Source organism: Streptomyces sp. NPDC127098 (assembly GCF_042722465.1).
In the GTDB taxonomy this organism is placed as follows: domain Bacteria; phylum Actinomycetota; class Actinomycetes; order Streptomycetales; family Streptomycetaceae; genus Streptomyces; species Streptomyces millisiae.
The window spans coordinates 1-23,308 of sequence record NZ_JBHXFJ010000011.1 but is presented as its reverse complement, the minus strand read 5'-3'; the positions used below and the strand labels follow the sequence as shown (position 1 = coordinate 23,308).

General features: G+C 74.4%; 20 protein-coding genes, 2 pseudogenes and 1 riboswitch. Of the genes and pseudogenes, 15 read left to right on the top strand and 7 right to left on the bottom strand.

All coding sequences use genetic code 11. The features are described from left to right. Positions 1-156 precede the first annotated feature (156 nt). A complete protein-coding gene (locus ACFWI8_RS09975; protein WP_387087962.1) occupies positions 157-1,110 on the bottom strand; it encodes a sporulation protein in 954 nt (317 codons plus the stop codon). A 200-nt stretch (positions 1,111-1,310) separates the two neighbouring features. Here ACFWI8_RS09975 and ACFWI8_RS09970 point away from each other — a divergent pair, with 200 nt between their 5' ends. The 3 genes from ACFWI8_RS09970 to ACFWI8_RS09960 are packed head-to-tail and all read left to right on the top strand — an operon-like array spanning position 1,311 to position 3,133. Then, the gene (locus ACFWI8_RS09970) at positions 1,311-1,760 is read left to right on the top strand and encodes a hypothetical protein (RefSeq protein WP_387087959.1); all 450 of its coding nucleotides are present in this window, start codon (positions 1,311-1,313) and stop codon (positions 1,758-1,760) included. A 60-nt stretch (positions 1,761-1,820) separates the two neighbouring features. Further along, positions 1,821-2,513, top strand: a complete 693-nt coding sequence (locus ACFWI8_RS09965; protein WP_387087956.1) for a DUF3105 domain-containing protein — start codon at positions 1,821-1,823, stop codon at positions 2,511-2,513. Further along, a complete protein-coding gene (locus ACFWI8_RS09960; RefSeq protein WP_387087953.1) occupies positions 2,510-3,133 on the top strand; it encodes a DUF305 domain-containing protein in 624 nt (207 codons plus the stop codon). The genes ACFWI8_RS09965 and ACFWI8_RS09960 overlap by 4 nt, the downstream gene beginning before the upstream one ends. Positions 3,134-3,529: 396 nt before the next feature. On the opposite strand, the gene ACFWI8_RS09955 is transcribed toward ACFWI8_RS09960, so the two are convergent. Both ACFWI8_RS09955 and ACFWI8_RS09950 read right to left on the bottom strand, forming a co-directional pair. After that, on the bottom strand, positions 3,530-3,913 hold the full coding sequence (locus ACFWI8_RS09955; protein WP_311597851.1) for a S4 domain-containing protein: 384 nt from the start codon (positions 3,911-3,913) through the stop codon (positions 3,530-3,532). 10 nt (positions 3,914-3,923) lie between these two features. Continuing rightward, the gene (locus ACFWI8_RS09950) at positions 3,924-4,949 is read right to left on the bottom strand and encodes a LacI family DNA-binding transcriptional regulator (protein WP_387087950.1); all 1,026 of its coding nucleotides are present in this window, start codon (positions 4,947-4,949) and stop codon (positions 3,924-3,926) included. 220 nt (positions 4,950-5,169) lie between these two features. Between ACFWI8_RS09950 and speB the strand changes: the two genes are divergently transcribed. The 7 genes from speB to ACFWI8_RS09915 are packed head-to-tail and all read left to right on the top strand — an operon-like array spanning position 5,170 to position 13,654. Then, positions 5,170-6,384: an agmatinase gene (gene speB / locus ACFWI8_RS09945; protein WP_387087947.1), complete on the top strand. Its 1,215-nt coding sequence runs from the start codon at positions 5,170-5,172 to the stop codon at positions 6,382-6,384. Positions 6,385-6,412: 28 nt separating this feature from the next. Further along, positions 6,413-8,005: an ABC transporter substrate-binding protein gene (locus ACFWI8_RS09940; protein ID WP_387087944.1), complete on the top strand. Its 1,593-nt coding sequence runs from the start codon at positions 6,413-6,415 to the stop codon at positions 8,003-8,005. Then, entirely contained in the window at positions 8,002-9,303 is a 1,302-nt protein-coding gene (locus ACFWI8_RS09935) for an MDR family MFS transporter (protein ID WP_387087942.1), read from the top strand. The genes ACFWI8_RS09940 and ACFWI8_RS09935 overlap by 4 nt, the downstream gene beginning before the upstream one ends. A 5-nt stretch (positions 9,304-9,308) precedes the next feature. Further along, positions 9,309-11,336: a dipeptide ABC transporter ATP-binding protein gene (locus tag ACFWI8_RS09930; protein WP_387087939.1), complete on the top strand. Its 2,028-nt coding sequence runs from the start codon at positions 9,309-9,311 to the stop codon at positions 11,334-11,336. Beyond that, positions 11,336-12,196 (top strand): ABC transporter permease, encoded by an 861-nt coding sequence (locus tag ACFWI8_RS09925; RefSeq protein ID WP_387087936.1) that lies wholly within the window; start codon positions 11,336-11,338, stop codon positions 12,194-12,196. Before ACFWI8_RS09930 ends, ACFWI8_RS09925 begins: the two co-directional genes overlap by 1 nt. 19 nt (positions 12,197-12,215) lie before the next feature. Continuing rightward, on the top strand, positions 12,216-13,214 hold the full coding sequence (locus ACFWI8_RS09920) for an ABC transporter permease (RefSeq protein ID WP_311597841.1): 999 nt from the start codon (positions 12,216-12,218) through the stop codon (positions 13,212-13,214). Between the two features lie 47 nt (positions 13,215-13,261). Next, positions 13,262-13,654 carry a hypothetical protein gene (locus ACFWI8_RS09915; RefSeq protein ID WP_387087931.1) on the top strand — a complete coding sequence of 131 codons (393 nt, stop codon included), beginning with the start codon at positions 13,262-13,264 and terminating at the stop codon, positions 13,652-13,654. 3 nt (positions 13,655-13,657) lie between these two features. Here the strand turns inward: ACFWI8_RS09915 and ACFWI8_RS09910 are convergent, their stop codons facing one another. Continuing rightward, a complete protein-coding gene (locus ACFWI8_RS09910; RefSeq protein WP_387087928.1) occupies positions 13,658-15,100 on the bottom strand; it encodes a dihydrolipoyl dehydrogenase family protein in 1,443 nt (480 codons plus the stop codon). A gap of 32 nt (positions 15,101-15,132) precedes the next feature. Further along, complete coding sequence (gene ligD, locus ACFWI8_RS09905) at positions 15,133-16,161, bottom strand: non-homologous end-joining DNA ligase (protein WP_387087926.1); 1,029 nt, start codon at positions 16,159-16,161, stop codon at positions 15,133-15,135. 142 nt (positions 16,162-16,303) lie between these two features. Between ligD and ACFWI8_RS09900 the strand changes: the two are divergent. Both ACFWI8_RS09900 and ACFWI8_RS09895 read left to right on the top strand, forming a co-directional pair. Continuing rightward, positions 16,304-16,771 (top strand): annotated as a pseudogene (locus tag ACFWI8_RS09900) (nucleoside deaminase); the annotation flags it as partial. Beyond that, positions 16,754-17,272 (top strand): tetratricopeptide repeat protein, encoded by a 519-nt coding sequence (locus tag ACFWI8_RS09895; RefSeq protein ID WP_387088180.1) that lies wholly within the window; start codon positions 16,754-16,756, stop codon positions 17,270-17,272. The pseudogene ACFWI8_RS09900 and the gene ACFWI8_RS09895, both read left to right, overlap by 18 nt. A gap of 16 nt (positions 17,273-17,288) precedes the next feature. Here ACFWI8_RS09895 and ACFWI8_RS09890 read toward each other — a convergent pair whose 3' ends face one another. Continuing rightward, positions 17,289-18,683: an acetamidase/formamidase family protein gene (locus ACFWI8_RS09890; RefSeq protein WP_387087923.1), complete on the bottom strand. Its 1,395-nt coding sequence runs from the start codon at positions 18,681-18,683 to the stop codon at positions 17,289-17,291. 215 nt (positions 18,684-18,898) lie between these two features. On the opposite strand from ACFWI8_RS09890, the gene ACFWI8_RS09885 reads away from it, so the two are divergent. Beyond that, the gene (locus tag ACFWI8_RS09885) at positions 18,899-19,540 is read left to right on the top strand and encodes a UdgX family uracil-DNA binding protein (protein ID WP_387087920.1); all 642 of its coding nucleotides are present in this window, start codon (positions 18,899-18,901) and stop codon (positions 19,538-19,540) included. 98 nt (positions 19,541-19,638) lie between these two features. Next, positions 19,639-19,755, top strand: a riboswitch (SAM riboswitch). Between the two features lie 158 nt (positions 19,756-19,913). Next, complete coding sequence (locus ACFWI8_RS09880) at positions 19,914-21,215, top strand: aminotransferase class V-fold PLP-dependent enzyme (RefSeq protein WP_387087917.1); 1,302 nt, start codon at positions 19,914-19,916, stop codon at positions 21,213-21,215. 273 nt (positions 21,216-21,488) lie between these two features. Here the strand turns inward: ACFWI8_RS09880 and ACFWI8_RS09875 are convergent, their stop codons facing one another. Beyond that, positions 21,489-22,928 carry a helix-turn-helix domain-containing protein gene (locus ACFWI8_RS09875; protein WP_387087914.1) on the bottom strand — a complete coding sequence of 480 codons (1,440 nt, stop codon included), beginning with the start codon at positions 22,926-22,928 and terminating at the stop codon, positions 21,489-21,491. Between the two features lie 205 nt (positions 22,929-23,133). Between ACFWI8_RS09875 and ACFWI8_RS09870 the strand changes: the two are divergent. Beyond that, positions 23,134-23,308: pseudogene (locus ACFWI8_RS09870) on the top strand (glycosyltransferase); the annotation flags it as partial.

Genomic DNA, 23,308 nt, shown 5'->3' with positions numbered 1-23,308 from the left:
GGATGAGAAGGAGGAAGATCGATTTCAGGGTCGTTCTTACACCAGACTCACCGCGTCGCCGGGGCAAGACCCGTTGCCGGCCGTGGATAACGCGCGAAGGCTCACTCGCCCGAGTGAATCGGGGAACTCGGGCGAGTGGGCGGGTGGTTCAGCGCGTCATTCCTCGTCGCCCTCGAAGGCGTCGCCGATCTCGTCGATGATCTCGCCCATCACGAGCCCGCCGACCACACCGGCCGCCACGCCCGCGACCATCGCGCCGGCGCCGAAGCCCGAGCGCTCCTCGTCGTGGTGCTCGTGGTGGCCGTGGCCGCCGCCGAAGAAGCCGCCGCCGTGGCCGCCGTGCCGTTGGGCGAGCTGCTGGACCCAGGAGTCCACCAGGGCGTTGAAGTCGGTCTGCCCGACGTCCTGGTGGCTCACGAAGAACCGGTTGATCACGTCGTGCCCCGAGGAGAGGAAGCCGCCCGGCTTGTCGGCCTCCAGCACCACCTCGAGCCCGCCGGGGGAGGCCAGCAGGGAGATCTCGACCTCCCGCATCGCGTGCGCGTACCGCTCCGGCGGGTACATCTCGATCTCCTGGTAGAACGGCAGCGTCTGCCCGGTGCCGCCGATGCGCCCCAGTTCCAGGTCGGCCGACCTGAACCCGAAGCCGAGCTGGCCGAACGCCTCGAGCACGGCCTCCTGCACCGGCAGCGGCCGCACCATCAGCGGGTCGAGGTCGCCCTTGTCCACCGCTCCCGCCACCGCCAGCTCGGTCCGCACCCCGAGCACGATGCCGAGCGGCTGGCCGTAGATCTCGGTGATCGGTGTCTCCCAGGGCACCGGCACCTGGAAGGGCACGCTGAACTCCTGCTCCTCCGCGAGCCGGAAGCCGCCGCCCACCGTGACCCGGTGGAAGGCCACCTGGCCCTCGGTCTCCGAGTCGTGCCCCTCGGCCTCGACCCGGGCCACGAAGTCGAGGTGGATGCCGGTGATCTCGACGTCCATGGAGCCGCCGCGCACCATGACCCGCCCCGTCAGGGTGCTGCCGGGAACGACCGCACCACCGTCCAGGATCGTGTCCACCGAGGGACCGCCCACGCCGATCGCCCCGAGCAGCCGTTTGAACACCATCTCGGCGTTCTCCTTCGAATCTGAGAGTCTGATGAGTCGGATAGATCCTGAAGATCCCATATGTATGGAATCCGCGCGGCCGCGGCCCCAACAACCGTGCGACACAAGGCCGTTTCCCACGCTACCCTGCCGGTCGCGACGATCCGTGGTCATGACGGCACCGGTCCATCACCGATCGGCCATGAGTACGATGACCGTCGATGACCCGAACAGCCGGCCGGACCGGCGGCACAGACGTCAGCCCCGCCCGGTACGGCGGGGCTGCCTCGGGCGCGCCACCAACGCGGAGCCTGCTGCTCGCGCTCGTCGTGGTGCTGTGCGCGCTCGGCCTCTGCGCGGCCGGCGCCGAGACCGACGCCCTGGCCGCGAGCCACGCCGTGTCCCCGGGTCAGCACGCCGCGCAGTCGGATCTCGGGCAGCACCCGCACGCCCAGCAGCCGGCGGATTCCATCGACCCGGGCAGCACCTGCCATGGCGGCCCGGGCACGCCGGCGGATCCGCTACTCCCGGCCCCGCTCGCGCTCCACGTTCCGCCGACCGATCCGGCCCCGCCCGCCGCCCGCGTCGTCGCCATCGCCGGCATCAGCGGCCCGGCGAACGACCGGGTCGGGGAGGTCGACCTGCATCGGCTGCGGATCCAGCGAACGTGACGGGAAAGTCCCACCCCGCAATCCCAGACCGGACCATCCCGTTTGCCGGAAGAGGACACCATGGCAACCAACAGGACCAACAGCAAGGCCACCAACAAGCCCGGGGGGAAGTCGGGCAAGCGGAACGCGGCCGCCGAGCGCCGGGCCAAGATCGAGGAGGCCCGCCGCAAGGAACGCGCCCGTGACCGCCGCAACCGCATCCTCACCATCGCCGCCTGCATGGTGGTGCTCGCCGCCACCGTCGGCGGCGGCTGGTGGCTGTGGGCCAGCACCGACGGCGACGACTCGGGGACGCCGCAGGCCGGCGAGGCCAGCGAGATCGAGGGCGTGCAGACCTGGGACGAGCTGGGGCGCAACCACGTCGAGGGCCAGGTCGACTACCCGATGAACCCGCCGGCCGGCGGCGACCACGCGCAGGCCTGGATGAACTGCGACGCCGACGTCTACGAGACCGAGATAGCCAACGAGAACGCGGTGCACTCGCTGGAGCACGGCGCGGTCTGGGTCACCTACAACGACGCCGCCGCCGAGGCCGACATAACGACCCTCTCGGAGCGGGTCTCCGCCACCAGCTACACCCTGATGAGCCCCAAGCCCGACCAGGAGTCCCCGATCGTGCTCACCGCCTGGGGCAACCAGCTGGCCCTCGACACCGCCGACGACCCGCGCGTCGAGACCTTCTTCAACACCTTCGTCCAGGGCGCCCAGACCCCTGAGCCGGGCGCCGCCTGCACCGGGGGGCTCACGGAATGACAGCCAGTGTCCGGCGGTGGCTGCTGGCGGCGAGCGGCGCGATCGCCGTGGTCGCCGCGGTGCTGATCGGGCTGACCGCCCTGGCCCCCGCCGAGTCCCCGCCGGCCGCGCCCGCCGAGGGCTCGGCGGACGTCGGCTTCGCCCGGGACATGTCCGTCCACCACCAGCAGGCGGTGGAGATGTCCTTCATCGTCCGCGACCGCACCGACGACGAGGACGTGCGCAGGCTCGCCTACGACATCATCAACACCCAGGCCAACCAGCGGGGCATGATGCTCGGCTGGCTCGAGGTCTGGGGTCGCAACAAGAGCTCGGGCGAGCCGCCGATGTCCTGGATGGCGGAGGGCGGCCACGGCGGTGGCCACGAGGGCGGGATGCCCGGCATGGCCACGGACGAGGAGCTCGACGAACTCTCCGCGGCCGAGGGCGAGGACGCCGAGATCCGCTACCTGCGCCTGATGACGGCGCACCACGAGGGTGGCGTGCTCATGGCCGAGGCGGCCGCGCGCGAGGCCGACACCGAGGAGATCAGGAACCTGGCGGCCGGCATGGTCGAGGCCCAGGAATCCGAGATCCGCCTCATGACCGACATGCTGGCCGACCGCGGCTCCCAGCCGTAGCCCTGGCCGGGCGGGCCGCACGGGGCCGGGCCCGGTCGGGCCCTGGGCCCGGCGCCCTGCCGGGCGGTCGGCCTGCGGCCGTGCCGCTGCCGCCGCGCGGCGGGGCGGGGTCGGCTGGCGGTGCCGGGTGCGACCGGCCGGCGATCGGCTTGGCCGGGTGTGGCCGCTGGCTGGAAGTCCCGGCCGTGGCCACGCGGCCGTGGCCGCCGCGTGGCGGTACCCGTCGTCGCCGATCCGTCGGGCGGCCGGCGGCGGTCGGGCCGCTCGGCCCGGCGCCTGCGGCGGCTCGGCTTGGCCGGGGTGTGGTCCCCGGGCTGGGATTCCCGGCCGTGGCCGCCGCGTGGCGGAACCGGCTGGTGGCGGCTTCGGTCGGTCCGGCCGCCGCCTTCGGCGGCGTCAGCGGAGGCCGCGGAGGCGTTCCGTCTCGCGGCGTTCGCGTTTCGTCGGGCGGCCGGTGCCGCGGTCGCGGCGGGGGATCGCGGCCCACTCCTCGCGCGGGGGCGGCGGCGGGCTGTTGTCCTGGTAGCACTCGACCGCGACCGGCGCGCCGACCCGCTTGCGGATCAGCTTGCGCACCACCACGACCCGCTCCCACCCCTCCTGCCGCACCCGGATCTCGTCGCCGGCCCGCACCGGCTGCGCCGGCTTCGCCCGCTCCCCGTTCACCCGCACGTGCCCCGCGCGGCACGCGCTGGCGGCGGCCGAGCGGGTCTTCGCCAGCCGCACGGACCAGATCCAGCTGTCCACCCGGACGCTGCCGCTCTCCTCCTCGGAAGCCATGCGGCCGAGCCTAACCCGCCCGCACCGGCTCGCGCCGCGCCGTGGACTCGCGCCAGCGCACCCGGGCCGGCAGCACGGTCGTCCGCTCCGCCGGCGACTCGTCCTCCTCGATCAGCCGGATCAGCAGCTGGGCGCACCGCAGCCCCAGCTCCCGCGGCCGCATGTCCACGCCGGTGACGGTCGGCGTCACGGCGGACAGCGTGCGGCCCTCGCCGCAGCAGGCCAGCAGCACGTCGGCCCCCGGCGCGCGCCCGAGGGCGCGCAGCGCGTCGAGCGCGCCCAGGGCGATGGCCTCGGAGGACACCACCAGCAGATCGGTCTCGGGCTCAGCCAGCAGCAGTTCGGTGAGCATCGCCGTGTGCTCCGCCACCGAGAGGTTGAGGAACCGGCTCTCCCGGGTGATGCCGGGCAGTTCGTGTTCCTCGCACCAGGCGAGGAACTCGGCCCGCAGCAGCACGCCCCAGCCGCTGTTGGCGTCCGGACCGACGAAGGCCGGTCGCCTGGCGCCCTCGCGCAGCGCGTGGTCCAGGATCTCCCGCAGCGCGGCACCGTGGTCCGCCGCCACCACGGGGCAGGTGGGCATGCCGGGCGGGAAGTGTTCGCCGGCGACCACCGGGAGGCCGGAGCGCAGCAGTTCGTGGGCGCGCAGGTCGTCGGCGATGGGGTCGGCGATGATCACGCCGTCCACGCGCGGCACGCGGTTGCGCGGCACGGCCGGGTTGCTGGACAGCAGGGTGAGGTCGTAGTCCTGGGCCTGGGTGCCGTCCAGCACGCCCGTGACGAACTCCCTGAAGTAGTCGGAGGCGAAGCGGTCGCCGGCGTGTACGTGGTGCAGCGCGATGCTGCGCAGGATCCCCGTCCGCAGGCCGCGGGCGACGGCGTTGGGCCGGTAGTCGAGCGCCCTGGCCGCCCGGATCACGGCCTCCCTGGTCGCCTCGGTCATCCGCCCGGTGCCGGAGAGTGCCTCGGACGCGGTGCTCGGGGAGACCTTCGCGGCTCGGGCCACGTCCTTGAGCGTGACTGCCTGGCGCCTCATGTCGCACATCATACGGACGGCCCGTCGCCGGGCCGTGGCCGCACCGGCTCCGCACCGAGGCGGTGTTACGGCCGTGAGTCGGGGGCGATTCGGTCGGCGGCGCCCCGGGGGCGACGTGTAAACACCCGCCTCGGGAGGGCCGTTACGCATTGACGAATCGATTCGGCAGTTCTTAGGTTCGCTGCCTGCCAACCCCGTTCTGAGGGTCTGAGAGGGTTCCTTGACAGCGCACCACCACGATCACGACCACGGCCACCACCACCACGACTTCCCCGAGGGCTTCTTCGAGCAGCCGGCCCGGCTCGGCAGTGGGCTCGAAGGACACGGTGCGGTCGACGACTTCAACACGGGTCGCGCACCGGGGCCGATCTTCGTCAACCGCAAGGGCGAGGGCGGCTTCGCCGGCATCCAGACCTTCGCCAAGCTGCCCATCTGCCTCACCCCCGAGGACCTGGTCGCCGGCGAGATGGACGTGGCCATCTGCGGGGTCCCCTGGGACGCCACCGCCACCGGACGCAGCGGCACCAACCACGGCCCGCTCGCCATCCGCGCCTGCGACTACAAGGGCGGTTACGGCCGCGCCCACTTCTCCCTCGACACCCATGTCGACGCCCTGGAGGTCCTCAGGGTCTGCGACTACGGCGACGCCCCGATCAAGGTCGGCAACACCTGGAACACCTTCGAAGGCATCCGGAAGTTCGTGGGCACCATCGTCGGCTCCGGCGCGATCCCCATCATCCTCGGCGGCGATCACGCCACCACCTGGCCGTCCGCCACCGCCGTCGCGGACCACTACGGCTACGGCAAGGTCGGCATCGTCCACTTCGACGCCCACGCCGACACGGGACCCGACACCCCGGGGAGTCTCGCCAGCCACGGCACGCCCATGCGCAAGCTCATCGAGAGCGGCGCCGTGCCCGGCCGGAACTTCGTCCAGGTCGGACTGCGCGGCTACTGGCCCGACCAGGAGATCCTCGACTGGATGGACGAGCGCGAGATGCGCACCCACTTCATGGCCGAGATCAACCGGTTCGGCTTCGCCACCGTCCTGGAACGCGCCGTCGACGAGGCCCTCGACCAGGCGGACCACCTCTACATCTCGCTCGACATCGACGTCGCCGACCCCGCCTACGCTCCCGGCACCGGCACCCCGGAACCCGGCGGACTCACCAGCACCGACGTTCTCACCGCCGTCCGCCGGTTGTGCGCGGAGGTCGGCATCGTCGGCATGGACGTCGTCGAGGTCAGCCCGCCCTACGACGACCGCGGCGAGATCACCGCGCTGCTCGCCAACCGCGCCGTCCGCGAGGCGCTGACCGGCATCGCGATGCGCCGCAGGGGCATCACCGAGCCCGACTACCTGCACCCGCACGCCCTCGGCCCCGGCCACTCCCGCGCGCTGCGCGACCGCGAAACCGACCAGCCGGCGCAGTGACCCCGGCACGCAAGCAAGGAGCGTCCCCATGAAGAGATCGCGCGCCGCGGGCCTGGCCGCCGGCACCCTGGCCCTGACGCTGGCCGTCGGTGCCTGCGGCGGGGGAGCGGCCGGCACGGCGGGCTCCGCCGCCCCCACGGACGGCGTCCTCCGCGTCGGCCTGCTGAACGACATCGGCCAACCGCCGGACCCCGACGTCTACTACGCGGGCAACGGTCTCGCCCTCACCACCAACATGTACGAGGGCCTGGTGCGTTACGAGCCGGGCACCGAGGAGTCCGTCATCGGCCCGAGCCTGGCCACCGAGTGGGAGGTGTCGGACGACAACACGACCTTCACCTTCACCCTCAGGGAGGGCGTGACCTTCCACGACGGAACGCCCTTCACCTCGGCCGCCGTCGAGCCGTCCTTCGACCGCCGCGCCGCCGTCGCGGCCGGCCCCGCCTACATGGTCGACGGGGTCGCGTCCGTCGAGACCCCCGACGACACGCACGTCGTCATCACGCTCGACGAGCCCAACTCCGCCTTCCTCGACTACCTCGCCTCGCCCTACGGCCCGCGCGTGATCAGCCCCACCGTGCTGAGCGAACAGGCCGGCGACGACCACGCCCAGACCTACCTCGCCACCCACTCCGCCGGCACCGGCCCCTACCAGCTCAGTGCCGCCCGGGTCGGCGAGCGCTACGAGATGACCGCCCACGACGGCTACTGGGGCGGGGAGCCCACCTTCACCACGGTCGAACTCCCCGTCTACACCGACACCTCGGCCATGCAGCTCGCGCTCGACAACGGCGACCTGTCCGCCATCATCGGCGCCGTCCCCTCCGCCTCCCAGGAGCGGTACATGGCGGACGACAGCCTCCAGGCGCTCAGCCTGCCGTCCTTCCAGGTCGGCGTCCTCTACATGAACCCCAACCGGCCGCTGCTGGCCGACGCCGCGGCCCGCCGCGCGACCTTCCAGGCCGTCGACTGGGCCACCATCATCGACCAGGTCGTCACCCACAAGGCAGAGTTGGCCACCGGCACCTACTCACGCGGCGCGATACCCGACGGCGCGGACGCCCGCGAGATCACCTACGACACCGCGCCGTTGGAGGAGTACGTCGCCGGCCTCCCGGCCGCCCAGCGGTCCGTGGTGATCGGCCACAACGGCGGCAGCGCCGACGACCAGCAGATCGCCACCATCGTCGCCGCCCAACTCCAGGAACTCGGCCTGGACACCACCGTCTCCGCCTACCAGACCTCCCAGGTCTTCGGGACCTTCGCCTCCGACCCGCAGGACGCGCCCGACCTCTACGTCGCCTCCGGCACCTGGCCCGACTCCAGCAACGCCTACATGTACGGGCACGTGTTCTGGGACCAGGACGGCGGCCTCAACCACCTCCAGTGCTCCGACCAGGAGACCAGCGACCTGCTGGCCGAGGCCCTGCGCACCGGTGACACCGACACCTACGCCGCCGCCGGACGGGCCATCACCGAGGCGGCCTGCACCCCGGCCTGGTCCTACGTCAACGACTTCGTCGTCACCCAGCCCTGGCTCGGCGGCGTCGCCGAGTCGCACTCCATCGCCGAGCCCTACACGCTCGACTTCAACACCCTGACCATCCAGGACGGTCGGTGACCGCACCACGCACCCGCGCCCGGGACCTCCCCACGGGCTTCTGGTGGCTCTGGCTCGCCGTGCTGGTCACCTGGACGGGACGCTTCGTCGTCCCGTTCATGACCCTCTTCCTCACCCGCGACGCCGGCCTGACCACCTCCCAGGCCGGGCTGATCGTCGCCGGGTACGGCGGGGGAGTCGTGGTCTCCACGCTGGGCGGCGGCGTCCTGTGCGACCTCGTCGGACGCCGCCGCACCCTCCTCGGCAGCATGCTGCTGTCCGCCGTGGCCATGGGCGTGATCCCGTCCTTCACACACCCCGCCGCGACGGCCGGGCTGCTGTTCGCCTTCGGCCTGGTCAACGGCGCCGCCCAGCCGGCCATCACGGCCCTGGTCACCGACCTGGTGGCCCCCGCCCACCGGCGGACCGCGTTCGCCTACAAGTACTGGGCCGTCAACCTGGGCTACGCGATCGGCCCGCTGCTCGCCGGCTTCATCGCCGAGCGCGCGTTCGAGTACCTCTTCTACGCCCAGGCCGGCGTCCTGGTGGTCGCCGCCGCCATCGTGCTCGGCGGCGTCCGCGACACCTACACGCCACCCGGGCTCCGCGGGCGGGACCGGCGGGCCGACCGCGCGGCGGATACCGGCAGCCTCGGCGAGGTGCTGCGCGACCGTGTCTTCCTGACGTTCGTGGCCGGGATGTTCGTCTACTCCGTCGTCTATGTGCAGTCCACCGTCTCCCTCCCGGTGACCATGCTGGACGAGGGCTTCACCAGCCAGCAGTACGGGCTGCTGCTCACCCTCAACGGCGTGCTGCTGTGCGCCCTGGGGATCCCCTCGGCGAGCCTCGTCGCCCGTTGGCGGCGGGAGGCGATCCTCGCCGTCGCGCTCTGCGTCACCGCCGTCGGCGTCGGGCTCCAGGCGTTCGCCACCACCTGGGCCTGGTACGCGGTCGCCGTCGGCGTGTGGACCCTGGGCGAGATGGGCGCCCACCCCGCCGCCCAGTCCATCGCCGCCGACATGTCCCACCGGCGGGCCCGCGGCCGCTACCTCGGCGTCTACGCCCTCGCGTTCTCCACCGCCACCATGGTCGCCCCCCTCGTCGGCGGCGGCGTCGTCCAGTACCTGGGCAGCGCCGCCCTCTGGCTCGGCTGCGCCGCCGCCTGCGTCCTGATCGCCGCCTTCCTGACCGCCACCGCCCGCTCCCGCGAGGACCGCGTCGCCCGCTCCGAGGACACCGAGGGCGCCGACGGCGCCGCGGACACGGACGAGCCGGACGACAGGCGGCCGGTGGACGAGACCGTCCAGAAAGCGAGGTAACCGAAGTGCTCCGCACCCTCGGTGAACAGACCGCCACCCCCGTCACCCCCGCCGCCAGCATCCGCGGACTCGAACTCAGCCTGGTCCGCAACGGCACCCGCACCACCGTGCTGCACGGCGTCGACCTGGACATCGCGCCCGGCGAGATCCTCGGCCTGGTCGGCGAGTCGGGCTCCGGCAAGAGCGTGCTCAGCCTCGCCCTCATGGACCTGCTGCCCCGCGCCGCCGAGCCGCGCGTGACCGGCACCCTCACCGTGGGCGGCACCGACATGGTGCGCGGCGACCAGGAGCGCCGCCGGCTGGCCCGCGCCCGCGACCTCGGCGTCGTCTTCCAGGACCCGATGACCTCGCTCAACCCCACCATGCGGGTCGGCCGCCAGGTCGTGGAGGCCGCAGGCAGCGCCGCCGAGGCCGTGCGGTTGCTGCGCGCGGTCGGCGTCCCGGACCCGGAACGACGCATGCGCGCCTACCCCCACGAGCTCTCCGGCGGACTGCGCCAGCGGGTGATGATCGCGATGGCCGTCGCGGGTGGCCCCAGGCTGATCGTCGCCGACGAGCCCACCACGGCCCTCGACGTCACCGTCCAGTCCCAGGTGCTGCGGGTGCTGCGCGGACTGACCGACGAGGTCGGCTGCGGAGTGCTGATGATCACCCATGACCTGGGCGTCGCGGGCCAGATCGCCGACCGCGTCGCCGTCATGTACGGCGGCCGGCTCGTGGAGACCGGCCCCACCGACCGGGTCCTCACCGACCCGCGCCACCCCTACACCATCGGGCTCCTCGCCTCCCGGCTCGACTTCACCACCGACCGCCACGCGCCGCTGCGCACCCTCCTCGCGGAACCGACCGCCCACCAGCCCACCGACGCCGGCTGCGCCTACCGCCCCCGCTGCGGGATCGCCGCCGCCGGCTGCGCCGAGGAGCTCCCGGCCCTGTCGCCGGCACCGGGCACCGCCCTCCACCACGCGGCCTGCCACCGCGCCCCGGAGGCCGCCCGCCTCCTGGCCGACCAGGCCGGAGCCCCCGTGACGCCCGCCGGCGAGCGGCCAGGACCCGCCGGCCGGGGGCGGCCACCCGTGCCGGACGTCGTGCTCCAGACCACGGAACTCACCTGCGACTTCACCGTCCGGGACCAGCGCGGGCGGAAGGGCAGGCTCGCCGCGTTGCGCGGGGTCACCGTCGACATCGAGGCGGGCGAGTCGATCGCGCTGGTGGGGGAGTCCGGCTCCGGTAAGTCCACCCTGCTGCGGATTCTCGCCGGGCTGCAGAAGCCGACCAACGGCACCGTCGCCGGGCCCGACCGGGCCGACATCCAGATGGTGTTCCAGGACGCCGGCGCCTCCCTCACCCCCTGGCTCACCGTCCGCGAACTTCTCACCGAACGCCTCGCCAGGCTCGACCGCGCCACCAGGCGCCCCCGCGAGCGGGTCGCCGGGGCGCTGCGCGCCGTCGGGCTCCCCGAGTCCGTCGTCGACGCCAGGCCCGCCGAACTCTCCGGCGGCCAGCGGCAGCGCGTCGCCCTCGCCAGGGCCACCATCGTGCCGCCCCGCGTGCTGCTGTGCGACGAGCCGACCAGCGCCCTCGACGTCTCCCTCGCGGCCAACGTCCTCAACCTCATCCGCGAACTCCGCCGCGACCTCGGCATGACCGTCGTCTTCGTCACCCACGACCTCTCCGTGGCCCGCGTCATCGCCGACCGCATCGCCGTCATGTACCTCGGGCGGCTCGTCGAGATCGGCTCGGCCGACGAGATCGTCGCCGACCCACGGCACCCGTACACCAGGGCGCTCATCTCGGCCGTACCCGGACTCGGCGTCACCCTGCCCGAGATCGTCGGCGAACCCGCGAGCCCGCTGGCCCCGCCGAGCGGCTGCGCCTACCACCCGCGCTGCGCCGTCGCGCGCGACGAGTGCGCGAGCACCCTCACCGGGGTCCAGCTCGTGCCCATCGGCCCCCGCCCGCCCGGGCCGGCCCGCACCGCCCCGCCGTCCGCCCGCCGCAGCCTCGCCTGCGTCCACCGAGGGGAGTCCTGATGTCAGCCACCGCCGCCGAGGCGGCCCTCGTCCCCACCCCGCGCCTGCGCCTCTCCGGAGGACCGGTCGTGGACCACGCCGTCCTCGGCCTGGTCGCCGTCGTCACCCTGGTGGCCCTGTTCGCCCCCTTCCTCGCGCCGGAGGACCCGGTGCGGGCCGCGGGGCAGCTCTACGCCCCGGTCGGCAGCGAGGGGAACCTGCTCGGCACCGACGGCATCGGCCGCGACCTGCTCTCCCGCACCCTGCTCGGGCTGCGCACCAGCTGGCTGATGGCCCTCGTCGTGGTGGCCGTCGGCCTCCTCGTCGGCGGCACCGTCGGCCTGCTCGCCGGCGCCTTCGGCGGCTGGCTCGACTCCCTGCTGATGCGGGTCACCGACCTGTTCCTCGCGCTGCCCGCCATGCTGGTCGCCGTCGCCGTGGCCGCCGCGCTCGGCTCGGGTCTCTGGAACACGTTCCTGGCCGTCTCCGTCGTCTGGTGGCCCTACTACGCCCGCATCGTGCGCGGCGAGGTGCGGGCCCTGGCGGTGCGCCCCCACGTCGAGGCGGCCAGGATGGCCGGCGTCGGCCGGACCCGGCTCGTCCTGCGGCACCTGCTGCCGGGCGTCGTCCCCTCGGCGGTCGTGACCGCGAGCCTGGACGTCGGCAGCGTCGTCCTCGTCCTGGCCAGCCTCTCGTTCCTGGGCCTCGGACAGTCGGCCCCGGCGCCGGAGCTCGGCGCCGACACCGCGCGCAACCTCGCCGAACTCCTCCCGCACTGGTGGATCCCCGTGATCCCCGGGCTCACCGTGATGCTGCTGAGCCTGATCGCCAACCTCGGTGGCGACGCCGTACGCAACATCCTCGCCCGCCACGGCCGTTGAGAGACACAGGTCAGACGCCATGACGATCCGCTTCGCCCTCTCCCGCCTCCTCTCGCTCGTCACGCTGCTGCTGGTGCTCTCCCTGCTGCTGTTCGTGCTGCAGGAGATCTCCGCCGCCGACGCGGTGGCCGCCACGCTCGGCCCCACCGCGTCACCCGAGGCCGTCGCCGCCGAACGCGCCCGCCTCGGTCTCGACGACCCGGCCCCCCAGCGGTATCTCGGCTACCTCGGTGGGCTGCTCACCGGCGACCTCGGCACCTCCTTCCGCACCCACCGACCGGTGACCGACGACATCGGCGTCTACCTGCCGGCCACCCTGGAACTGGTCCTCTTCGCCCTCCTGCTCGCCCTGGTCATGGCGGTGCTGTTCGCGCTCTCCAGCGTGCTGCGCTGGCGTGCCGCCGCGCCCTTCCGCGGCCTGCTGTTCCTCTCCTCCACCGCGCCCACGTTCCTGCTCGGCATCCTCAGCCTGATCCTCTTCTACCGGGAGTTGGGCTGGCTGCCGGCCAACGGCCGGGTCACCGGATCCTCCCCGGACGGCGGTCCCACCGGACTGCTGGTGCTCGACGGCCTGTTGACCGGTGACCCCGCGCTGGCCGGCGACGCGCTGCGGCACCTGGTGCTGCCGGGGCTCGCCCTGGCGGTGGGGCCCGCGCTGGCCATCGGCCGGGTCTTCCGCTCCAGCCTGCTGACCACGCTGGACGCCGAGTACGTGCGCACCGCCCGGTCCAAGGGGCTGACCGAACGGGCCGTCGTGCTGCGGCACGTGGTGCGCAACTCGGTCAACGCGGCGCTGTCCATGAGCGGTCTGCAGATCGGCTTCATGTTCGCCGGGGTGCTGGTGGTGGAGAGCGTCTTCAGCTGGCCGGGACTCGGCAGCTACCTGGGCGCGTCGGTGCCGGTCTCCGACTTCCCCGCGGTGGCCGGCGTCACCTTTGTCCTGGGAGCGGTGTATATCGTGGCCAACGCCCTTGCCGACGTTCTCCAGGCTGCCGCCGACCCCCGGCTGAGCGTCTGAGAGAGTGGTCCGCACCACACGCCGGACGATCAGTGCGGAGGGAACAAGTGCGGGCTCGGCAGAGGACGTTGGGAATAGTCGCGGCGGCGCTCGTGGGCGCGGCGGGGTGCGGCACGGCCGACTCGCTCGAACCCGACCGGGGGCCGCGCCCCGCCTTCACCACGGACGCCACCCCCGAGGCGCCCGAGCCGGACCAGGAGATCACCGACCCCCTGCCGGACGAGGGGCTGACGACCACCGTCCCCGAGCCGCGCCAGGAGGAGCCGACCGCCGAACCGGAGCCCGAGCCCGACCCCACCACCGCCGAGCCCCCGCCCGCGACCGAGCCCGCCGACCCCGAGGAGGAGGCCATGACGGCGTTCTGCGAGGCCGCCGAGGAGTGGAGCGAGTTCTGGGACGACCAGATGCGCGACCTCTGCGCCCCCTACGCGGGCGGCTAGGAGTTAGGCCGCGGGCTGGTCCCGGTAGGTCTCCAGCAGCCGCAGCCAGATCTCGTTGACCGTGGGGAACGCGGGGACCGCGTGCCAGAGGCGGGAGACCGGGACCTGCGCCGTGACCGCGATGGTGGCGGCGTGCAGCAGTTCGCCGGCGCCGGGACCGACGAAGGTGGCGCCGAGCAGGCGCTCGTCGTCCAGGTCCACCACCATCCGCGCCTGCCCCCGGTAGCCGTCCGCGTACAGCGCGGCGCCCGACACCGAGCCGAGGTCGTAGTCGACCACCCGGTAGCGACGGCCGGCCGCCTCGGCCGCGGCGGCGGTCAGGCCGACCGAGGCCACCTCGGGCTCGGTGAACACCACCTGCGGCACCCCCGCGTGGTCCGCCGTGGCCGCGAACGGGCCCCAGGCCGTGTCGTCCACCGGCTCGCCGGCGGCCCGGGCCGCGATCGCCGCCCCGGCGATCCGCGCCTGGTACTTGCCCTGATGGGTCAGCAGCGCCCGGTGGTTGGGGTCGCCCACGCAGTAGAGCCAGCCGTCGGAGACCCCCGTCACCCGCAGGGTGTCGTCCACGTCCAGCCAGGAACCCGACTCCAGGCCGACCGTCTCGAGCCCCAGGTCGTCGGTGCGCGGCGCCCGGCCGGTGGCGAAGAGCACCTCGTCAGCGGTCACGGAGTCGCCGCTGTCGAGCGCGACCTCCACCGGCCCGTCGCCCCTGGACAGGCCGGTCACCGAGACCCCGGGCCGCACGTCGACGCCCGCCTCCCGCAACCCGTCGGCCACCAGGTCGCCGGCGAACGGCTCCATCCGGGGCAGCGGCCGCTCCCCGCGCATCAGCAGCGTCACGCGCGAACCGAGCGAGCTCCACGCCGCCGCCATCTCGGCGCCCACCACGCCGCCGCCGACGATGGCCAGCCGCCCCGGCACCTGCTTCGCCGCCGTCGCCTCCCGGCTGGTCCAGGGCCGGGCCGCCGCCACCCCGGGCAGCTCGGGGACGACCGCCCGGCTGCCGGTGCAGACCACCACCGCGTGCCGCGCGGTCAGCCGCCGCTCGCCCACCACGACCCGGCGCGGGCCGTCCAACCGGGCGTGGCCGCGGACCAGTTCGATGCCGACCGAGTCCAGCCAGGAGACCTGCCCGTCGTCCCGCCAGTCGCCCACGAAGGAGTCGCGCCGCGCGAGCACCGCCGCCGCGTCCACCGGCCGCTCGCCCGCCACCTGGCGGGCGCCTTCCACGGACCTGGCGGCCCGCAGCGCGGCCGCCGGCCGCAGCAGCGCCTTGCTCGGGATGCACGCCCAGTAGGAGCACTCGCCGCCCACCAGCTCGCTCTCCACGATCACGGTGCGCAGCCCGGCCGCAGCCGTTCGGTCCGCGACGTTCTCGCCGGTCGGCCCGGCGCCGATCACGATCACGTCGTACGTGTCGTGGGCGGCGTTGGCGTCGTCACTCATCTTCAACTCCCGTCTCGTTCAACCGTTCCACGCTAGGCGCTCCCTTCCCGATCTTCATCTGGCCGCGCCGGCAACGTGACCTCGGCCGGCTCGCGGTCGGGGCGCAGCCCGCGCCACACCGGGTGGCGCAGCCGGCCGTCTGCGGTCCAGGTGCGGTGCGCCACCTCGCCGACCAGCCGGGGCTCGACCCAGTGCGCGCGGCGGGCGTGCGGGCGCGGCACCGGCTCGTCGAACGGACTCGTGGCGCGCGCCAGCGGCGCGAGGCGGGCACCCAGGTCGGCCAGCACCGCCTCGCTGAAGCCGGTGCCCACCCGGCCGAGGTACCGCAGCGCGCCCGTGGCGTCGTGCGCGCCGAGCAGCAGCGAGCCGATGGTGCCGCCGCGCCTGCCCTCGCCCGGCTGCCAGCCGCCGAGCACCACCTCCCTGGCCGTGAACAGCGCCTTCTTCACCCACAGCCGGGAGCGCCGCCCCGGCAGGTAGCGGGAGTCGAGCCGCTTGGCGATCACCCCCTCCAGGCCGTGCTCGCGGGCGACGTCCACCAGCCGCGCCGGCTCGATCTCCTCGCCCGTGTAGTGCGGCGGCACCGCGATCCCGGGCGCGGTGTCGAGGCCGAGGTCGGCGAGCCGCTCCCGCCGGACGCGGTAGGGCTCGTCCAGCAGGGGGCGCCCGTGGACCCGCAGCACGTCGAAGGCGAAGTACGTCACCGGCACCCGGGCCAGCAGGCCGGCGGCCGGCCGTCGCTGGTGGCGGCGCTGGAGCAGCCCGAAGTCCGGGCGGCCCGCCTCGTCGAGGGCGACGATCTCGCCGTCGAGTACCAGGCCGCCCCGCGCGCCGAGCGCCTCCGGCACGACGCCGGCGAGCTCCGGGTAGGTGGCGCCGAGGTCGTGGCCGTTGCGACTGGTGAGCCGGGTGCGGCCGGCGGGTCCCGCGCACAGGCAGCAGCGGTAGCCGTCCCACTTGAACTCGTAGCCCCAGGGCCCGGTCGGCGGCTCGCCGTCGACCGCCAGTATCGGCTCCACCGCGTCCGGCACGCCCGCCAGCGGGCTCCGCTCCCGTTCCATGCCCCCAGTAGAGGCGGGCGGGGCGCGGGCCCGGCCGCCGGGACGCCGCCGAGCTGCCCGTTTTCCGTTCGAACGGCGCAGGGCGGCGACGTATCCTGACCGCCGCGCGCCGAGGCGCGGGGTAGGGAAGCGGGAGGACACGATGGTGAACGAGGCCGACCTGCGGCATCTGCGACGCTGCGTCGAGCTGGCCGCCGAGGCGTTGGCGGCCGGGGACGAGCCGTTCGGTTCCGTGCTGGTGGACGGCGACGGGACGGCGCTGGCCGAGGACCACAACCGGGTGGCCGGCGGCGACCACACCCGGCACCCGGAGTTCGCGCTGGCCCGCTGGGCGGCGGCCAACCTGACCCCCGCCGAGCGGGCGGCCGCGACGGTCTACACCTCGGGTGAGCACTGCCCGATGTGCGCGGCCGCACACGCCTGGGTCGGCCTCGGGCGGGTCGTCTACGCCAGCTCGTCCGAACAACTGGGGGAGTGGCTGGGCGCGTTGGGTGTCCCGGCGCCACCGGTTCGGACGCTGCCCATCCCCGAGGTGGCGCCGGGTGTGACGGTCGAGGGCCCGGTGCTCGAACTGGCCGAGGAAGTACGCGAGTTGCACCTCGCCTTCCATGGCGAGCCGAACTGGGAGCGCCGGGTGGCCCAGGCGTGGCTCTCGATCGACGAGCACGACGAGGCGGAGTTCCGGGCGTTGATCGAGGCCCTGGCGGCGGAGCTTCCCGAGGACAGCGCGCTCGCCGCGTTCGAGCGCGGCTGCGCCCACGACTCCACCGGCCAGCCGGAGCGCGCCGTGCCGGAGTACCGGCGGGCGCTCGCCCTGGGACTGACCGGGGTGCGGCGGCGCCGCGCGGTCTGCCAACTGGCAAGCTCGCTGCGGAACCTCGGCCGCCCCGAGGAGAGCGTGGCACTGCTGACCGCGGAGCTGGCCCGCACCTCAGACGTCCTGGACGACGCCGTCCGCGCCATCCTCGCGCTGGCCCTCACCGACGTCGGCCGTGAACGTGAGGCCGTCTCCGTCGCCCTCACCGCCCTGGCCCCCCACCTGCCGCGCTACCAGCGCTCCATGGCCACCTACGCCAGGGCTCTCGCCGGGAAGCCGTCCACCGCGGGGTAGGCCGGGCGGCTCCCGCTCACTCGCCGAAGTGGTCCTTGGGGATCACGCCGTGGACGCCGACCGTGCGGTCGACCACCTGGGAGATGTGGAAGTCGGCCGCCGCCGAGAGGTAGGCGTAGGCCGTGGCGCGGTCCATGCCCAGGTCGTGTTCGAGGAAGTCGAGCGCGTTGACCACGGCCCGGCGCATGGCGATGTCCAGGTCGCCGATCTGGCCGCCCTGGCTGCCGTCCGGGTCGGAGAGACCCACCGGCAGCCACGCCTCCTCGGTCTCGCCGAAGGGGTAGCGGAAGGCGACCGAGGGCGCGTCGCCCGAGCCGGGCTTGCAGACGGTGAGCCGGAACGTCGTGCGCAGCGAACCCTCCACGGCGGTCAGCGCGACCTCGCCGTCGGCCATGGCGAAGTGCGGGTCGCCGGTGTAGAAGAGGGCGCCCTCGGCGAAGACCGGCAGGTAGAGCGTGGCGCCCTCGCGCAGCAGGTTGATGTCGATGTTGCCGCCGCCGAGCGTGGGCGGGATGGAGTTGAGCGCCGGGTCGTCGAGCGCGGCGGCCTCGGCGAAGGCCACGCCCATCGTGCCCATGTGCGGCCGCAGCGGGAACGTGACCTCTCGGCCGCGCCGCGAGCCGAGCGGCAGCACCCCGTTCAGCGCGCCGTCCCGGCCGCGCCGCACCGGCGTGAACACCGAGACGTTGCCGTACTCGGCCGGGTCGCCGCCGGGGCGGCCGTCCGTGGCCACCGGCGGCATCACCTCGTCGAGCGTGATCCCGTCGGGTGCCGAGCCGTCGGGGCGGCGGCCGAGCGCGCCCTTGCCGTGCCGGCTCGATATCACGCCGTACGGCACGCGGGGGAGCAGCGAGAGCGGCTCCACCTTCAGCACGTCGCCGGGCTCGGCGCCGGCCACCTGGATCGGGCCGGTGATGACGTGCGGGCCGTCGGCGTCGAAGTCGCGCTCGGTGCGGTCGTACTCGGCGGCGATGGCGATCGCGTCGCTCAGCACCTGGCCGCGGGGCACGTCGTGGCCGCCGAAGAAGGCCACCGGGTCGCGGCCCTGGTCCTCGAGGAGGCCCTCGTGCGAGAGCGAGTCCACGGTCACCGTCTCGCCCGAGCGGATCCGCAGCACCGGCTCGCTGTCCACGGCCGGCGTGTAGCCCCAGCGGACCTGGTCGGGGAGCGACGGCAGGTAGTGCCGACCGTGGATGGGACCGCGGTGGGGCTGCAGGATCTCGCGCGGGTGGCCGGGGCGTGATCCGGCGCCCGCGCCGCGCGCCGCCGCCGCGGCCGGGGCGGCGGCCGTGAGGCCGGTGGCGGTGCCGGCCGCGGTCACGGCGCCGGCGGCCTGGAGGAAGCGGCGGCGGCCGAGGGCCGCGATCAGCGTGTCCCGGGCGGTGGCGGCGTGCTCTTCTGGGGTGTTCATGGTGGGGCTCCTGTTCCGCCCGGGCACGAGCGGTCCGCCCCGGGCCAGCCGTCACCCTAGGTGAGCTTCGGGCCCTCATCGGCGGCTGTCTGTGATCGACCCATGCTTCTTACCCGCAGGTAACACGCCGGCCGTCCGGCGGTGCCCGGGGACACACCACCGAAACGAGGGGCGCACCGGGGGATGCTTCGCCGCCGGCCGGGTACTCGCGGGCGGTGTCGGAACCCGAGTCCTACGACGCCGGCCCCTACGTCCCGGAAGGCGCCGGGCTGCCCGAGCTGCGCGGCGCCGCCGCCGACTGCCACGGCTGCCCGCTGTACCGCGACGCCACCCAGACTGTGTTCGGCGCCGGCGAGCCGACGGCCCGCCTGGTACTGGTCGGCGAGGAGCCCGGCGACCAGGAGGACCGGCGGGGCGCGCCCTTCGTCGGTCCGGCCGGCCGGGTGCTCGACCGGGCGCTCGCTGACGCCGGCATCGACCCGGACGACGCGTACCTCACCAACGCCGTCAAGCACTTCAAGTTCGCGCCCCGGGGCAAGCGCCGCATCCACAAGCCGCCGACGCTGCGCGAAGCGGCCGCCTGCCGGCCCTGGCTCACCGCCGAACTCCGCCTGATCGAACCCGAGGTGATCGTGGCGCTCGGCGCCACCGCGGGCAAGGCGCTGCTCGGCTCCTCGTTCCGGGTGACCAGGCAGCGCGGAACACGGCTGCCGTGGTCGGGCGAGGGCGCGGACACGGTGGTCGCCACCATCCATCCGTCGGCCGTGCTGCGCGCCGACGACGCGGAGCGCGAGGCCGCCTACGCCGGCCTGGTCGCCGACCTGAAGGTGGCCGCCCGCGCCCTGGCGGGGGCCTGACCACCGGGTTTCCTGTCAGCGGCCGCGTGCCCAGGGCTCGTCCGAGGAGTGAGACACCCCGGGCGCGCGGGCGAGCCCTGTGCCAGAATCCTCGGCGAGGTCACGAGTGACAGCGACCACGGCCCCGGCCCGCTGTCCGGCAACCCTCCGTCGTGGCGGGGTGCCCCGGGTGATGACCGGGTCGCGAGCAGCAGGGCTCGCGGCAAGTGCGGCCCAGAAGGAGCTCCCTCGTGCGAATGCGAATGCGGTAGAGCGTCACGCTCCCCCCTCGTCTTCCTTCCCTTCACCCTCCCCCTTTCTCTCGTTACCCGCCTTCTCGCGCCGACGGCCACCCGCGAGGCCGTCGGGCGCGCCTGCCCACGGAGACGTGCTCATGACCACCAGCTGTGCCCCCGTCGCCCCCAGCACCACCGCCGCCCCCGCCAGCCTCGACGTGCTCAGCGCCGGCGTCCGCGCCCCGCTCGCCAGCGGCGGCGACATCGAGTACGCCGCGCTCGACTACGCGGCGTCCGCGCCCGTGCTGCGCCGCGTCTGGGAGGAGGTGGCCGAGTACGCGCCGTACTACGGCAGCGTGCACCGGGGCACCGGGCACCTCTCGCGGCTCTCCACCCAGCTCTTCGAGCGCAGCCGGGAGACCGTCGCCGGGTTCCTCGACTGTCGCCCGGCCGACCAGGTGGTCTTCACCCGCTCCACCACCGACTCGCTCAACCTGCTGGCCGCCGCACTGCCCGCCGGCACCCGGGTGTTCGTCTTCGAGACCGAGCACCACGCGGCGCTGCTGCCGTGGGCCCGCCACGGCCACCAGGTCACCTACCTCGACGCCCCGCACTCGCCTCGCCACGCCGTCGAGATCGCCGAGTCGGCGCTCGCGGCCCGCCCCGAGGCCGGTGGACCGGCGCTGCTGTGCGTCACCGGCGCCTCCAACGTCACCGGCGAGCTGTGGCCGGTCGCCGAACTCGCCGCCGCCGCACACCGCCACGGGGCCAGGATCGTGCTCGACGCCGCCCAGTTGGCCCCGCACCGGCCGGTCAGCGTGCGGCGACTCGACGTGGACTGGGTGGCGTTCTCCGGTCACAAGCTCTACGCCCCCTTCGGCGCCGGCGTGTTGGCCGGCCGCGCCGACTGGCTCGCCACCGCCGCGCCCTACCTGGCCGGCGGCGGCGCCACCCGCGTCGTCAACCGGCGCGCCGACGGCGGCGTGCACGTCCAGTGGGCCGACGACGAGGCCAGGCACGAGGCCGGCTCGCCCAACGTCATCGGCGCCTTCGCCATCGCCGCCGCCTGCCGTGCCCTCACCGAGGCCGGCCACGAGACGCTGGTCGCCCACGAGCAGGCGCTGCTCGCCCTGCTCCGCGAGGGGCTGGCGGAGATCCCGGCGGTCAGGGAACTGTCCCTGTTCGGGCCGGCGGCGGACCGCGTCGCCGTCTCCTCCTTCACGGTGGCCGGCCACGACAACGGGCAGCTCGCGGTGGAGCTCTCGGAGCGCTTCGGCATCGGCGTGCGCTCCGGGATGTTCTGCGCCCAGCCACTGGTCCGCAGGCTGCTCGGCGCCTCGGCGGAGTCCACCGAGGAGTGCGACGGACCGCTCCAGGCGCTCCGCGTCAGCTTCGGCGCCGGCACCCCTCGGGAGCATGTCACCCGGCTCGTCGACGCGGTTTCAACCCTGGCGGGTTGAAGGCCCCGAAGGGACGGAGTGCGAGGGGCCGACGCGCGGTCTTCCGCGCCGGGACGCCACGGCCCTCCGGTCGGTGGGCGGGCTCGTCTGCCCGGGCGCGCCCGCAGGCCGCGCCCGGGCATCTTCCCCCTGGCCGGCGCGCTCAGCCCTCCCCCGAGGTGTGAGCTGAGCGGCGCCGTCGCACCACAAAGCTAGAAGGTGCGAAACACCCCCACCACCGTGCACGCCGCCCTGCCGCCGCCGGCGACTGGGCACGACGCACCCGGCGCCGGGTCAGGTCGCCCCCGTCGAGCGCAGCGCGTGCACGAGGTCGTGGATCCCGGCCCCGGTGCTCAACAGGTCGCGGCCCAGCAGCCGTTCGGTCACCCTGAGCCGCGCTCGCACCGTGTTCCTGCTGATCCCGAGGCGGTGCGCGGCACGGCGCGCGTCCGCGTTCTCGTCGATCCAGGCCCGCAGGGTCGCGAACAGCTCGCGGTGCTCGGGCCGCCGCAGGGGAGCGAGCAGCGCCGTGGCCCACGCGGTCGCCGCCGGGGTCCGCAGCAGCTCATCCAGCGTCGGGGCCGGTGACCCCCGCCCGTCGCCGGCCGACGACGCGGCGACCGCCAGCGCCAGCGCCAGCGAGGCCCGGGCGCCGACGTCCCGCAGATCGAGGCCGAGCGCGCGCTCGACCTCCCCGAGCCGTGCCGTGACGGTGTTCCGGCCGATGCCGAGCAGCCGCGCCACGCCCGCGCGGGGGAAGCTCAACGCCAGCCGGGTGACGTCGACGGCCTGCCTGGGAACCGTGTCGAGCGGCCGCAGGAAGGCGCGCGCCCAGGCCCGGGCCGCCGGCTGCGGCAGCAGCCGCTCCAACGGGCCCTGGCCCCGGTAACCGGCCACCCGCTCCGGCGTGTTCCGGGCCATGGCCAGCGCGTGCCTGGCCTGGTCGTACGCCTCGGCCGTGGCCCGCGCCGGCTGGGGCGCGCTGAGGCCGAGCGCGTACCCGGGCCGCTCGGCCACCAGGGCGCGCAGCCGGTCGGCGAGTTCGTCGCCCTCGGGCACCAGGCAGATCAGGTGCTCCTCGTACACCGGGCAGCGCACCAGCAGCCCCCTGCCGTGGAAGCCGGCCGCGTCCTGGTAGCGCCTGGTCAGCGAGTCCCGCTCGGCCGGGGGACAGCGCAGCAGCAGGACCCGCAGCGGCCCGGCGTTCAGCACCGGCGGCACGGCACCCGTGGTCAGCCGCCTGGCGAGCGTCGGATCCCCGGCCATCAGCGCCATGAAGACGGCGAGCCGCACCTGGCCCGCCTTGGCGTGGTAGGCGCGCGCCGCGGCCTCCGTGTCCGCGAGGCGGCACAGCAACGCGATCAGCCCGCCGGCCCGCGTCGCGAGCCACGCGGCGTCCCCGCTCCGCGTGGCCGCCCCCGCCACCACCAACACCCGGCGCCGCCGGCCCGGGCCGAGCGCCTCGCACCGCACCCGCACCCCGTCCACCTCGGTGGCCGCGGCCGCCATCTCCCCGCCGGACAACCGCCCGAGCACCGGCCCGAGCGCCTTCGGCAGCGCCACGGGGAACCCGCCGGTCGACGCCTCCACGCCGCCGCCGGGACCGACCAGGGCGACCTCGGCCCCGGTCCGCCGCCCCAGCCACTCCAGCACCTCGCCCACGTCGGGAGCCGCGTCGAGCGCCGCCTGCCGCCCCGCCTCCCGTAACAGCCGCTCCGCCCACTCGACCCGCACCGGCCTCCCCCTTCGCCACGCCGCCGCCCGGGGTCCGCCGGTTCGCGAGGAGGCTGTCCGTCCACCGGTGACAGCGCACAAAGCAAAGGCAAGGAGAGCACACTCCCTGCCACTTTCAACCTATAGCGCACCGGGGGGCTTGCGGCAAGGGCCGGGTCGTGCCGCAGAATCGGCGGCTCACTGCCGTGGAACGGGGAGTTGCGAAGTGCGTGTGTTGCTGACGACATGGGGATCGCGCGGGGACGTCGAGCCGCTGGTGGGGCTGGCGGTGGCGTTGCGGGGGCTCGGTGCGGAGGCGCGGGTGTGCGCGCCGCCGGACGAGGAGTTCGTGGCGCTGCTGGCGCGTGCCGGCGTGGAGCTGGTGCCGTTGGGCCCCGCGG